This is a genomic window from Micromonospora rifamycinica, assembly GCF_900090265.1.
GTDB classification, from domain to species: domain Bacteria; phylum Actinomycetota; class Actinomycetes; order Mycobacteriales; family Micromonosporaceae; genus Micromonospora; species Micromonospora rifamycinica.
In genome coordinates, this window is sequence record NZ_LT607752.1 from 4,642,856 (window position 1) to 4,656,517 (window position 13,662).

The 13,662-nt window shown below is 73.5% G+C and carries 10 protein-coding genes; 4 read left to right on the forward strand and 6 right to left on the reverse strand.

Features of this window, described 5'->3' with window-relative positions; translation table 11 throughout:
• Positions 1–86: 86 nt before the first annotated feature.
• Entirely contained in the window at positions 87–239 is a 153-nt protein-coding gene (locus GA0070623_RS30065) for a hypothetical protein (RefSeq protein ID WP_157517552.1), read from the reverse strand.
• A gap of 716 nt (positions 240–955) precedes the next feature.
• Here GA0070623_RS30065 and GA0070623_RS19310 point away from each other — a divergent pair.
• Both GA0070623_RS19310 and GA0070623_RS19315 read left to right on the forward strand, forming a co-directional pair.
• Positions 956–2,377: a poly(ethylene terephthalate) hydrolase family protein gene (locus GA0070623_RS19310; protein WP_084261341.1), complete on the forward strand. Its 1,422-nt coding sequence runs from the start codon at positions 956–958 to the stop codon at positions 2,375–2,377.
• 343 nt (positions 2,378–2,720) lie between these two features.
• Positions 2,721–5,075, forward strand: coding sequence for a low temperature requirement protein A (locus tag GA0070623_RS19315; protein ID WP_067309213.1), 2,355 nt, complete (start codon positions 2,721–2,723; stop codon positions 5,073–5,075).
• 47 nt (positions 5,076–5,122) lie between these two features.
• Here the strand turns inward: GA0070623_RS19315 and GA0070623_RS19320 are convergent, their stop codons facing one another.
• Together GA0070623_RS19320 and GA0070623_RS19325 are read right to left on the reverse strand one after the other, a co-directional pair.
• Positions 5,123–6,322: a cellulose binding domain-containing protein gene (locus tag GA0070623_RS19320; RefSeq protein ID WP_067309210.1), complete on the reverse strand. Its 1,200-nt coding sequence runs from the start codon at positions 6,320–6,322 to the stop codon at positions 5,123–5,125.
• 42 nt (positions 6,323–6,364) lie between these two features.
• Entirely contained in the window at positions 6,365–6,868 is a 504-nt protein-coding gene (locus GA0070623_RS19325) for a hypothetical protein (protein WP_089004123.1), read from the reverse strand.
• A 237-nt stretch (positions 6,869–7,105) separates the two neighbouring features.
• Between GA0070623_RS19325 and GA0070623_RS19330 the strand changes: the two genes are divergently transcribed.
• A complete protein-coding gene (locus tag GA0070623_RS19330) occupies positions 7,106–8,134 on the forward strand; it encodes a hypothetical protein (protein ID WP_089004124.1) in 1,029 nt (342 codons plus the stop codon).
• Positions 8,135–8,304: 170 nt separating this feature from the next.
• Here GA0070623_RS19330 and GA0070623_RS19335 read toward each other — a convergent pair whose 3' ends face one another.
• The 3 genes from GA0070623_RS19335 to GA0070623_RS19345 are packed head-to-tail and all read right to left on the reverse strand — an operon-like array spanning position 8,305 to position 10,721.
• The gene (locus tag GA0070623_RS19335; RefSeq protein ID WP_067304074.1) at positions 8,305–8,769 is read right to left on the reverse strand and encodes a hypothetical protein; all 465 of its coding nucleotides are present in this window, start codon (positions 8,767–8,769) and stop codon (positions 8,305–8,307) included.
• Positions 8,744–9,379 (reverse strand): RNA polymerase sigma factor, encoded by a 636-nt coding sequence (locus tag GA0070623_RS19340; protein WP_067304077.1) that lies wholly within the window; start codon positions 9,377–9,379, stop codon positions 8,744–8,746. Before GA0070623_RS19340 ends, GA0070623_RS19335 begins: the two co-directional genes overlap by 26 nt.
• Before the next feature lie 28 nt (positions 9,380–9,407).
• Positions 9,408–10,721, reverse strand: a complete 1,314-nt coding sequence (locus tag GA0070623_RS19345; RefSeq protein ID WP_231932469.1) for a S8 family peptidase — start codon at positions 10,719–10,721, stop codon at positions 9,408–9,410.
• A 187-nt stretch (positions 10,722–10,908) separates the two neighbouring features.
• Here GA0070623_RS19345 and GA0070623_RS31440 point away from each other — a divergent pair, with 187 nt between their 5' ends.
• Positions 10,909–13,518, forward strand: a complete 2,610-nt coding sequence (locus GA0070623_RS31440) for a CHAT domain-containing protein (protein ID WP_067304080.1) — start codon at positions 10,909–10,911, stop codon at positions 13,516–13,518.
• Positions 13,519–13,662 lie beyond the last annotated feature (144 nt).

The following is a 13,662-nucleotide window of genomic DNA, read 5'->3' on the forward strand; positions in this document are numbered from 1 at the left end:
TCAGCCTGTGTCTCCCGTCATGGACGTGGAGACTCCGGCGAGTGGACGGCCACCCGCCGGATCCCCCGTGATCTGGTGCGTGGTCGTCAGCCCCGGACGGCGTCGACGTGGACGCCGAACAGGTACGTCCGGTCCGCCACCTTGATGGCCTCCTCGTTGCTGATCGGGGCGAAGTCCAGCTCCGCCAGATCCTCCTGGATGTCCTTCGGAAGCGCGTTCTCGCGCGTGTCGTTCGTCATATCGGCGACGATACATGCGCCCGGACAGCCCGGCGAGTCCGGAGAACCGTCCGGCGCTGTTCCGGGCCGGTGTCGGAACATTTCCGGGACGGCCCGGACGGTACGTCGGATCGCTGCTCAGCGGGCTTCCCAACGGGCGTCCGAATCTGTTGCTCCGAGCCGGTCCCGTCGTCCTGCCGGCGGTGTTGCGGCATTGTCCCGAATGACGAGAGACATATCGACGTCAACCGCACTGATCCGGTTCCACCGTGGCGGTCCCGGCGCTTCCGGCCGGTGGGCGGTCGGCGGTGGGCGGCCGGTGTGCGACGGTCGGTCGGCGGTCGGTGGGCGGTGGGTCGAAACTATCGGGGCGGTCGCCCGAAACTACCGGTTGAAAACCCCGGGCCGGTCTGGCACTGTAGTAAGACATTGATGAGTGTGAACGTTAACACGATCTTGGCGACCCCGGAGGCGTCTCATGCCCGTCGGGACGACCCGCACGGGTCCGTGCCCGGCCACCGGCCCGGAGCACGTGTGGACGCCGCCGGCCAGGCCCGGGAGCGACCCGCTCGCCGGCCGGGCCGCGCCCTGAACTCCGGCGGCGACCGACGCCCCGCACCGTCCCGGCCGGTTCCGCCGACGCGGCCCCCGACCGGACGACACCCGCGGGCGGCCCCGGCGCCGGCCGGGGCGTCCGTACCGCACCACCCACCACCCACCACCAGGAGGTACCGACAGTGCGAGGACAGGCATACCACCCCCCGCCCCCGGAGCGAACCCACGCCGCAACGGCGCACCCCGGCCGGCGGGGACGGCTGGTCAAGCTGGCCGCGGCCGGGGTCGCCGCCGCCGTCGCCGGACTGCTCACCATGACGGTGGCCTCCGGATCGGCGTCCGCCGCCGACAACCCGTACCAGCGGGGACCGGACCCCACCCGGAGCAGCGTCGCGGCCGTGAACGGTCCGTTCGCCAACACCTCGGTCGCCGTCCCGACCGGGTACGGCTTCAACGGCGGCCGGATCTACTACCCGACCGACACCAGCCAGGGCACTTTCGGCGCCATCGCGATCTCGCCGGGGTACACCGCGCTGTTCTCCGTCGAACTGGCCTGGATGGGGCCGTGGCTGGCCTCCCACGGCTTCGTCGTGATCGGCATCGAGACCAACAGCCGTAACGACTTCGACACCGCCCGGGGCACCCAGCTGCTCGCTGCGCTGGACTACCTGACCCAGCAGAGCCCGGTGCGCGACCGGGTCGACCCCAATCGGCTGGCCGTCTCCGGTCACTCCATGGGCGGCGGTGGGGCGCTGAGCGCCGCCATCCGGCGCTCGTCGTTGAAGGCCGTGGTCGGCATCGCCCCGTACTCGCCGTCGTCGAACCTGGCCAACGACCGGGTGCCCACGATGGTCTTCGCCGGGCAGGCGGACACGGTGGTCACCCCGTCCTACGCCACCGGCCTCTACAACAGTCTCCCGGCCACCACCGAGAGCGCCTACCTGGAGGTCGCGGGCGCCGACCACGGGTTCATGGTCGGCCGGTCGAACCCGGTGCTGATCCGGACCATGCTGCCGTTCCTCAAGATGTTCGTCGACAACGACGCCCGGTACAGCCAGTTCCTCTGCCCGCTGGCGGACAACAGCGGCGTGGTCAGCTACCGCAGCACCTGCCCGCTGCTGCCGACGACGCCGACCACCCCGCCGCCGACCCCGTCGGACACCCCGCCGCCGACGCCGAGCGGCACCCCGACCACGCCGCCGACCACCGGCCCGCCCGGCACCGCCAGCCTGGTCGTCGGTGCGCAGTCCGGCCGCTGCCTCGACGTGCCCAACGCCTCCCGTGCCAACGGCACCCGGGTGCAGCTCTGGGACTGCAACCGGCAGGCCAACCAGCAGTGGACGTACACCTCGACCAGGCAGCTACGGGTGTACGGCGACATGTGTCTGGACGCGGCGGGCTCCGGCAACGGCGCGGCGGTCCAGATCTACGGCTGCCACGGTCAGCCGAACCAGCAGTGGACCGTCAACGCCAACGGCACCATCAGCGGTGTGCAGTCCGGGCGGTGCCTGGACGTCTGGAGCACGGCCAACGGCGCGCAGGTCCAGCTCTACGACTGCCACGGACAGACCAACCAACGGTTCACCCTCACGCCCGTCGCCTGACGGTCCGGGCGGGTCACCGCCCGGCCCGCCCGGCACGGCCCGGGACTCTTCCGCCGGGCCGGTACCTCCCTGAGCCGGGAGGTGCCGGCCCGGCCCGCGCCGGGGATGTCCCGGGGAGCCGCCCCTGCCGGTCACCGACGCCGCTGCCCGGCCGCGCTGCCCGGTGCGGCGTCGGTGCGTCCGCCGGCGCCCGGCCGGCGTGTTCCCCCGCGCTAATCGACGTTGGCGGGACAAGCTGTGTCCGGTTTGCGAGGCTTAGCGGGTGCGGAGGGACGATCCCGCGCCCCACCCGACAGCCGGGGGGCGGCGTCTGGTGGCCCGTGACCCCGGGGCCATCGGCGATGTGAGCTGGGTCGAGCTCTTCGTCGACCTGCTCTTCGTGTTCGCGTTCCTGGCCGTCACCACGCTGATGGGCGCGCACTTCAGCCCTCTCGGGTTGGCCCAGGGCGTACTCGTGATCCTCTTGCTCTGGCACTGCTGGACACCGTGTGTGTGGCTCGGCAACGTGGTGCACCTCGACCGGGGGATCATGCCCCCGATCATGCTCGGCATCGCCGCCGCCCTGATGGTGATCGGGGTCGCGATACCCGAGGCGTTCACCGACCGGCCGGGCGGGCTGCCCGGCCCGCTGGTGCTGATCTGTGGATACCTGCTGATCCGGGCGACCGCCATGGTCGTCCTCACGTTCGTCAGCCACCGGGGCGAGGGCGGACGGCGGTCGGTGGTGGTCGCATGGTTGATCTTCATCGTCGGCGGGCTGGTGCTGCTCGCCTCCGCCGTGGTGCCGCCCCTGCTCCCGGTGACGGTCGACGCCGCACCGGTGCAGATGGCGCTGTTCGCGGGAGCCCTCCTGATCGACTCGCTCATCCTCGTGGTGGCCAGCCGAGGTGGCTGGCGGGTCGTCTCGCCGTGGCACCTGGCCGAACGGCACGCCCTCATCGTGCTCATCGCGCTCGGCGAGACGATCATCTCGATCGGCGCCAGCGAAGGGCTCGGGGTGGACCGCCCGGTGACCGCCCAGCTGGCGGGCGGTGCCGTACTGGGCATCACCGTGGTCTTCGTGCTGTGGTGGAGCTACTTCGACCTGGCCAAGGTGATCATCGAACGGGCGCTGAACGCCAGTGCCGGGAAGGACCGCGCCCGGGTCGGGCGCGACGTCTACAGCGGGCTGCACCTGCCCATGATCGGCGGGTTGATCTTCTTTGCGCTGGGGCTCAAGCACCTCAACACGCACGGCACCCCGGGCGGCACGCACCCGTGGCCCTCGGCCGGCACCATCATCCTGTACGGCGGGGTGCTGCTCTACCTCGGCGCGCTCGTCGCGGTGGAGTGGCGGGCGGTCCGGCTGCTGGGCCGCGGTCCGCTGACCGGGGTGGCGCTGCTGGCGGTGCTGTTGACGGTGGTCGGACGGCTATCCGAGGTGCAGGCGCTCGTGGTGCTGGTCGTCGCCGCCTGCGCGATGTTGGTGCTGGACAACACCGCCTTCCGGCATCGGCACCGCCGACTCCACGCGTCCGTCGAGGGCGACCTCCCCGTCGGGTCGGTCGAACCCCGGGAACTCTTCGTCGACCTGGTGTTCGTTTACGCCTTCATCGAGGTCACCGCGGTGATGAACCGCTTTCCGACGCTGCTCGGACTGGCCCAGGGCATGATCCTGCTGGCGCTGCTCTGGTGGGCCTGGACGTCGTACACCTGGCTCGCCAACGCGGTCCGGCAGGACAGCACGCTGCTACGACTGAGCACGGCGGGGATCATGATGGCGGTGCTGCTGATCGGGCTGGCGATCCCCCAGGCGTTCGTCCCACTGCCCGACAGCCTGCCCGGACCCCTCCTGGTCATCGGGTGCTACATCGTCATCCAACTCATGCAGGGGCTGATCTTCCGGCAGATCGTCCGCGAGAATCCCGACCTGCGGGGCGGCCACAGCCGGGTGGCCGCCACCACGGCCACCCTCCTGATCCTGACCGGGATCGCCGTCATCGAGGTGATCGCCCCCGAACGGGTGAGCCGCCATCCGGCCATGACGCTGCTCTGGGCCGCCGCGCTGGTCGTACAGTACGTCGGCGGTTACCGGGCCGGTGAGCGGCTGTGGCAGATCCGCCTGGTCCGGCACTGGGCCGACCGGCACGCCCTGGTCATCCTGATCGCCTTCGGCGAAGCGGTCCTCTCCATTGGCGTCGCCTTCGACGACCGGCCGATCTCCGCCCCCACGCTGATCGTCGTCGTCGCGACCGTGGTGGCCCTCGGCACCCTGTGGTGGAGCTACTTCACCGGCATCGACGCGGCCCGGATCGCGCTCGCGGCCCTGGCGGGGGACCGCCGGATACGCACCGCCCGGGACGCCTACACCTACCTGCACCTGCCGATGGTGGCCGGCATCGTCCTGGTCGCCTACGGTCTCCACCAGACCCTGGCCGCCTCCCAGGAGCGGCACAGCGCCCTACTGGGCCACTACACGCTGTTCCTCGGCGTGGCGCTGTACCTGGCCGGCAACCAGTTGTTCTGGCTACGGATCTTCCGGACCACCAGCCGGCACCGGTCCATCGGCGCGGGGGTGGTCACCGTGCTCGCACCGCTGACGGTGGCGCTGCCGTCCGTCGTCTCCCTGCTGCTGCTCACCGTGCTCGGGGTCGGCTTCGCCGTCGTCGAGGCGGTGCAGCAGGGCGACCCGCGTACCCGGCTGCCGGCCCGGACGTGACCCCGGGTCACCGGCCCACGCCCGGGGGCCGCCCCGGCGGCGTGCGCTCAGCCGACGGTGCAGGGCCTGCCGTTGAGCACGAAACCGGTCGGCGGCGCGTTGCTGGTGTTCCATCGTCCCTGCATGCCGAAGCTCGCCGAGCCGTTCGCCGCGAGGACCCGGTTCCAGTCGACGTTGCTGGCCGTCACCGTCGTACCGCTCTGGTCGACCGTGGCGTTCCAGGCGGAGGTGATCTGCTGGTCCCCCCGGAGGTCGAAGGTGAGCGTCCAGCCGTCGACCGGTGTCGCCGTGACGTTCTGGACCGTCACGACGGCGACGAAGCCCCCCTGCCACTCGGACTGGTTCTGGTAGCCCACCCGGCAGGTGGGCGGCGGCGGGGTGGGCGGAGTGGGCGGGGTGGACGTCGTCGGCGCGGTGACGGTGTTGGAGGCGATCGACACGTTGCCCGCCGCGTCGCGGGCCCGCACGTAGAACAGGTTGCGCAGCGGGGTCGACGTCGGGAGCGTGACGGTGTACGTCGTGACGGGGACGGTGGCGACCACGACCGAGGTGAACCAGCCGTCGAAGCGGTAGACGTTGTAGCCGCGGACGCCGACGTCGTCGGTCGACGGCGACCAGGAGAGCGTCGCGGTCGAGTCGGTCACGTCGCCGATGGTCAGGTTCTGCGGAGCGGATGGCGGGGTGGTGTCCGGTCCGGTGTCGGTCACCGGGGTGACCACGGTCAGCGTGTCCGACGAGACGGAACGGTGCCCGACGCTGTCCCGGGCGGAGATCCGGAACGAGTACTGCCGGCCCGCGCCGATGTAGTTGCTGATCGTGGTGGTGGTGACGTTCCCGACGCTGGCCGACATGACGACGTCGTCGAAGGCCATGTAGTACGTGATGTCGTAGCCGACGATGGCGCAACAGCCGGGCGTCGCGGCCGTCCAGGTGAGGGTGACCGATCCCGTCCGCACCTGGCTGGCGGCGACGTTCGTGGGGGCACCCGGCGGGAAGGGCGAGGTGTTCGGGGTGGTGGACGGTGCGGTCGGACCCGGCGGCGTGGCCGTGGCCTGCCCCGGGACGGGCGCCGCGACGCCTGCGGGCGCGGGGTGCCCGATCGCCGCCGGGACGGGCGCCGCGGTGCCCGCACCGGCCGCCGGACCGGCGGTCAGCCCGGCACCGAGCACCGCGATCGACGAGACGACGGCGGCCACCAGGCCGGGCCGGGCGCGCCGGAACGGCGGGGACGAGGGGACGCCAACCATGGCTCAACAATGCGGCAAGACATCGATAAGCGCCAACATGTCTCACTCTTCGGTCGGCATTGCCGCCTTCTCCGTGGGCCAGATCTGAATGAGGTGCCGCTCGACGGGGTGACCGGGGCCGAACGGCAGGTGCCCGACCGCGTGCCCGCCCGCGACGTGGATCCGGATCCGGTACCAGGAGTCGGGGGCGCCGACGAAGGTGGGGAGCTGCGGGGGCGGGTCGGCGAAGTGGGAGTCCACCGACACCATGCCGCTGACCGTGTGCTGGCTGACCTCCACGATGCGGTGCCATCCGTCGGCCCGGACGCGCGGTGACCTGCGGTGGATCTCCAGTCGCACCCGCAACGGGCCGTGGAAGGTGCCGGTGCTGATCAGCGCCCCGGTCGACCCCAGCGCCACCACCCCGTTGCCCGTCGCGGCGTCCGGGAGGATCTCCGGTGCCCCGTCGTGGTCGACGAGTTCGTAGCAACCGTGTGCGCTCACCACCACGTCCTCGCCGTACGCCACGGGTCCGGCGGGCTCGGGCGGGGTGGTGCGGGAGGTCACCCGCCCATCCTGGCGGTCGCGCGGACATGCGCCAACTGCCGCGTCGCCTGGCCGGCGCGGTGGACCCGGCCCAAGCCATCGAAGTGCGTCTCTTTTGCCGGTCCTGGCGTCATCTGCGGGCAGCCCCGGCGGCGGTATTTCCCGGAGCGGCCCCGACTCTTGCTCTACGTCATCGCGCCGACACGGCATGGAAACCCGCCGGACTCGGCGTCCCCCGTCGATGGGAGAGCACCTGTCATGGGCACAAGAGGAACACGGATCCGCCGCTCCACGCTGGCCGTCCTCACGGGCGCGGCGCTGGCCGGCCTGCTGGCGGTCACCGCGGCCGGCGCGGCACCCCGGCAGGCACCGCAGGAGAGGGCCGCCGCTGCGGCCCGTACCGACGTCTACCTCAAGGACGTCGCCGCCGACACCGGCATCCAGCCGCACTCGTACAGTCCGCTGTGGGCCAGCCCCGACATCAAGGTCTGCCCGACGGCGGTGGAGTGCTCGGTCAGCCAGAACCCGAGGGTCGGGGTCACCAACTACCTCTTCCTGAAGGTGCGCAACAACGGCCCGTACGGCTCGGGCATCGACAACGGGGTCCTGCGGGTCTACCGGACGACCCCGGGCGGCGGTGCCACCTGGCCGACACACTGGACCCAGATCGGCGCGGTCAGCGTGCCCGTCTACCCGGGCGTGACCACGGTGACCATCCCGTGGACCGGGGTGCCCGGACCGGGCCACTTCTGCCTGCTGGCGCGCTGGGTGTCGCCCACCGACCCGATGACCTTCGAGGGTCCGAGCACCAGCGTCAACACGCAGTACAACAACAACATCGCCTGGCGCAACGTCGACTCGGTCCGGGTCGTCTCGGGCGGGCCGCGGGTGGTCCGGCCGTTCGCCATCGGCAACGTGACCGCCGTAGAGACCAAGAACGACCTGGTCTTCACCCAGGCGGCGGCGCAGGTGCAGGGGGCCCGGGTCTTCGTCGACCTCGGCCCGACCCTGTTCGAGCGCTGGCAGGCCACGGGCAAGGTCGGCACGGGGATCCGTCAGGTCGGCAAGACCGAGCTGGAGATCGTGGAGCCGGCACGGGCCAGCATCAGCGGGCTGGTGTTGAAGCCCGGTGAGCGCCTTGAGTTCTCCCTGGCCTTCTCGGCCGACACCGATCTCGCCAGGGGCGCCGCGCTCAACGTGACCCAGTTCGGGCCGGACGCCGACGGGACGGAACGGGCCGACCTCGGTGGGGTGCAGTACCTGCTGGAGTCCGAGCAGCGGGGCTAGCGCGATCGTCAGTACACCGGGTGGGGCGTGGGCCGACCGGTCCGCGCCCCACCCGCGTCCTCAAGGCCGGGGCCGACCGGCCACGCGACCGACCGGCCACGCGACCGACCGGCCACGCGACCGACCGGCCACGCGACCGACCGGCCACGCGACCGACCGGGCAGCGACGGTCAGCGCAGGCAGACCCAGGCGGTGGAGACCGCGTACCCGACGGTGCGTGCACACAACTGGACCGGACCCGACGGCGGTACGCCCAACGAGAAGAAACCCACCGCGTCCACCGGCGCCTCGTCGTAGGTGCCGGCGGCGGTACGGGCACTCACCCGTCCACCGCTGGAGGGGGAGAGCTGCCCGACGATCCCGGCGTCGGTCACCTCGATCTCCACCACCACCGATCCGCTGCGGAAGGAGAGCGTCCGGGCGGACGCGGCGGACCGGGTCATGCCGACCAGCTCGGCGTCCACCGCGGAGTCGAAGGTCAGCTCGGCGACGGCCAGCTCGGAATCCACCGTACGCCAGGTGAACGCCGCCAACGCCGCGCTCAGGTACGCCTCCGAGACCGGCCCGGTGTCCCACAGCGCCGCGCCCAGCTCCGTCGTCAGCGCCTCGTCATCGACCGGCGGCCACGGCTCCATCCGGCTCACCCCCGTTCGTACCGATGACTGACGCCCCGAGGAACTCGACGATCGCCGGGCATTCCCGCAGCCTACGCAGGCAACGGGCCTGCGTGGGGCCGATGCTGCCGAGGGGGATGCCCAACCGGGCGGCGACCTCCCGGTAGCTCATCGGCGGATCGGCCGTCAGCAGCGCCAACAGCGCCTGGCAGCGGGACGGGAGCTGCACGAAGCCCGCGCGTAACACCTGCCGCCGCTCCGCCCGCAGCAACTCGTCGTCCGGGGCGACCGCTGCCGCCTCCCGGGCGAAACCGTGGTAGGTCTCCAGCGAATCGTCGTACGGGTCGACGGGCTGTGCCCGCCGGCTCAGCCGGGACACCCGGTAGCACTCGCGCCGGGTCGTGGTGGCCAGCCAGCCCGGCAGCGCCTCGGGTTCCCGTACCCGGCCGAGCTGCTCGACCAGGCGGAGCCAGATGGTCTGGTTGACGTCGGCCGCGTCGGCCGGACCGAGGTCGTACGCCCGGATGACCGAGTACACGAGCGGGGTGAACCGGCGTACCAGCTCGGCCCAGGCCTCCTCGTCGCCACCGGCGGCGGCGGCGAGCAGGCTGGTCACGCTGGTGCCGGTCACCGGGCCACCGCCCGACCCCTGACGCGGCTCATCCGACGAGCACCCCGTAGTCGGGATGCCAGCGGGGAGCGGCGAGCAGGGCCGTGCGGGCCTCGGCCGCGCTGAGGTCCCCGCCGGTCATCAGGGCGGCGAGCCGCCCGGAGACGTGCCCGGTGGCGAACGAGGTGCCGGCCCAGACGGCGAACCCGTGGAACTGCCGCACCGGTCGGCCGGGCAGGAGCAGCTGACCCTCGACGTAGGTGCTGTGGCGCTCACCGAGGGCGCAGGCGTCCACCCAGGGGCCGAAGCAGCTGTCGGCCGCCGGCACCAGCCCGCCGCTCGTCTGGCTGACCGCCGCGACCGCCAGCACCCGGTCCAGGGCGGCGGGCCAGAGCGGACGGCTGGTGCCGGCGTTGCCCGCGGCCGCGACCACGGCGCTCGTCGCCGGCAGCGCGGCCACCGCGTTGGCCAGCGGCAGGGAGGGCTGGTCGTCCAGGGTGAACCCACCCAGCGAGAGGTTGAACACGGAGACCTGCGGGGCGAGCCGGCCCAGGGCGGCCACCACCGTCGACTCGTCCCCCACGCCGGTCGGATCCAGCGCCTGCTCCGGGTCGACGCGTACCCCCGGCGCGGCCTGCCGGACCAGCCCCGCGATGAAGGTGCCGTGCCCGCCCTGGAGGGCGAGCACGTCGGTGTGCAGGTAGAGCGGGTCCTCGTCGTCGGTCTGCGGCAGGTAGGCGCCGCCGAGCCACTGGGGGTGACAGGTGCCGGCCTGCCGCCAGATGCCGGTGTCGCAGATCCCCACGGTGACGCCCGCGCCCTGGTCGAGCCGGGTCGGGTCGGGTGGCGGCAGCGCCGCGGCGGCGCGGGGTGGCGTGCCCGGGTTGCCCATGATGTTGCCGAGACCGAGCAGCACGTGGTGCGGCTGCACCGCCGGGACGGTCTGGCCGGGCCACTGGCGCGGGTCGCGCAGTTTTGTCACCAGGCCGGGGATGTCGGTCTCCCGGTCGAACAACAGGCGGGTGACACCGGCGAAGCCGGCGCCGACCGTCACCGGGTGGTTCTGGTTGCGCAGCCAGGCGGTGACCCGTTTGACGTCGGCGTCGGCGGCGAGCAGCTGGCGGGGCCGGTAGAGGATCTCCCGGCCGGGTGCGGTGTACCGGCGGACGTTCTGGTCGGCCGCCAGCGCCGCCTCGAAGGCCTGCTGGTAGGCGGTGGCGTCGGAGTCGCCGCCGAGGGCCGGGGCCGGGCGTGGCACCACGCCGAACGGGGCCGCCGCCGCCAGCGCGGACAGCGCCAGGATCCGCCGCCGGGACAGCCGGCCGCCCGGCTCCGGCACGGTGGGGTGGTCGGACGGCGGCACGGATCCTCCATGCTCTTGCGAGAAGCGTGCCCACCGATGGCGGGCGCGGCGAATTCCCCGACCGCCAATTATTCCGCACCATCGCCGGTTGTCAATTGGCGCAATCCCGCAGGACACCCATTGACAAGATTCCCGCGATGGATTCCGGACGTTGACTCGCGGCTGTCCGTCGTGGACTCTCTAGGACATGCCCGACAGCACCGGTTCCGGTGCCCCGGCGGCCCAGGCGGCGCTCGACGCCGTCCAGCGATACCCACCCGAAGCGATCACCATCGCCCAGCAGGTGCTCGCCAGCCAGACCGCCACCGACGACGAGCGTTCCACCGCCGAGCGGGCCATCGGCCTGGCCCTGCGCGAGCTCAACGACCTGACCGGCGCGCTGCGTCACCTGCGCCGGGCGGTACGGGCCGCCGGCACCCCCCGGACCCGGGCACTGGCCCGGATGAGCCTCGGGTACGTGCTGGCCAACGCTGGTCGTACCGCCGCGGCACTGCGGGCGGTGACCGCCGCGCTGCCCCAGCTCACCGGTGCCGACGCCGGCCGCGCCCGGATGCAGCGGGGGGTGGTGCTGCACTACCGCGGACGCTACGCCGAGGCGGTGCGCGACTACGGCATCGCCATCGACATCGCCCAGCGCGAGGACGACCCGCTGCTGGAGGCCCGGGCCCGCAACAACCGCGGGCTGCTCAACGCGCACCGCGGCTCCGGAGGCACCGACGACGACCTGTCCCGGGCGGCGGCGGTCTTCCACCGGCTCGGGCTCGACCTCGCGGCGGCGGACGCCCGCTGGAACGGCGGCATCGCCGCCGGGCAACGCGGCGACATCGCGGTGGCCCTGCGGTGCTTCGCCGACGTCGACGAGGAGTACCGGCGGCTCGCCGTGCCCCGCCCGGCGCTCCTGCTGGACCGGTTCGAGCTGCTGCTGTCGGTGCCGCTGCTCGACGAGGCGGTCGAGGTCGCCGCCGTCGCGGTCCGGGAACTCCACCGCAGGGGAATGGCCTCGGACCTCGCCGAGGCGCTGCTGGCCCGGGCCCGGGCCGCGCTGCTCGCCAGCGACCTGGACACCGCGACCGCGGCCGCCGCCCAGGCCCGGGTCCGTTTCCGGCGGCAGGGCCGCCGCACCTGGGCCGCCTTCGCGCGGCACGTCGAGCTGCGCGCGGAGTTCCGCCGGGGCACCCGGACGGCGGCCCTGCTCACCGCGATGGTGCGGACGGCCGGCCAGCTCGACGCCACCGGCTGGCCCGGTCCGGCGCTGACCACCCGCATCGAGGCCGGCCTGCTGGCCGCCGCCACGGGGCGTGTCGACCGGGCCGTGGCCCTGCTGGAGCTGGCCGCCCAGGCCCGTCGCCGGGGCACCGCCCCCCGCCGCGCCCAGGGCTGGTACGCCCTGGCCCGGTCGCGCCGGCTCACCGGGGACGATCCCGGTGCGGCCCGCGCACTGCGCCGGGGGCTGGCCGTCCTCGACCGGCACCGCACGTCGCTCGGTGCCACGGAGCTGCGGGCACACAGCGGGACGTACGGGCAGGAGCTGGCCGCCGAGGGCCTCGACATCGCGATCCGCGCCGGCGCCCCGGCCCGGACCCTGGCCTGGGCCGAACGCTGGCGGGCGAACACCCTGCGGATGCGGCCGGCGCTGCCCCCGGACGACCCGGACCTGCTCGCGGCGCTCACCGAACTCCGGCTGGTCAGCAGCCTGCTGGAGGACGCGGTGCTGGCCGGTCGGCCGGCGCACGCCCTGCGCAGCCGGCAGGCCCGGCTGGAACGGCGCATCCAGGACCTGGCCCGCCGGGTGCCCGGCGGGGTCGGCGTGGTGACCCCGCCCGGGGTGGGCGTGCTCGCCGGGCGGCTCGGCTCCCGGGTGCTGGTCGAACTGGTCGCCCACGGCGACCGGCTCCGGGCGGTGCTGGTCCGCGACGGCCGGGCCGGCCTGCACGACCTCGGCCCGCTCACCGGGGCGGTGCACCTGGCCCGCCGGCACCGGTTCGCGCTGCGCCGGCTGGTCACCACCGGCGACACGAGCACCGCGCGGGCCGGGGCCGACCACGCCGCCGCCGCCCTGGACCGGCAGCTCTTCGATCCGTTGCGGCGGCAACTGGGCGACCGCCCCCTGGTGATCGTGCCGGTGGGTGCCCTGCACGCCGTACCGTGGTCGGGGTTGCCGACCTGCGCCGGACGCCCCGTGACGGTCGCCCCGTCGGCCACCGCCTGGCTGCGGGCGGATGGCCGGCGACCGTCGACCGGCCCCTCCGTCCTGGCCTGCGGTCCGCGGCTGCCGGCCGGCCGGGCCGAGGTACGCCGGCTCGCGCAGGTCCTGCCCGGGGCCACCCTGCTCACCGGCCCGGACGCCACGGCCGACGCGTTGACCGCCGCGCTGGACGGGGCCGGCCTGGTCCACATCGCCGCCCATGGCACCTTCCGCGCCGACAACCCGCAGTTCTCCACCCTGGAGCTGGCCGACGGGCCGCTGTTCGCGTACGAGTGGGAACGGGTCTCCCGGCCGCCCGGCTGCGTGGTGCTCTCCGCGTGCGACTCGGGGCTGACCGGGGTCCGGCCCGGCGACGAGGTGATGGGCTTCACCGCCGTGCTGCTCGCCCTGGGCGCACGGTGCCTGATCGCCACCGTGCTGCCGGTGCCGGCCGAGCCCACCACCGCGCTCATGCTGGACCTGCACCGACGGATGCGGGCCGGTAGCCGTCCGGCCCAGGCGCTCGCCGACGCCCAGCAGGCCTTCGTCGCCCCCGGTGACGGCACCAGCCGGGCCACCGCCGCGGCGTTCGTCTGTCTCGGCGCCGGCTGACGGTGGTCCGGCCGCCCCCTCCGGGACCGCCCGGCCACCTGACGCCGGGCCGGCGGGAAACCGCTCGTCGCCGTCCCGTGCGGGCGGGCCGAATCCGACCGCTGGTCGACGGCCCGGGTGGGGGCGGGCCGAACCGTCCCGGCG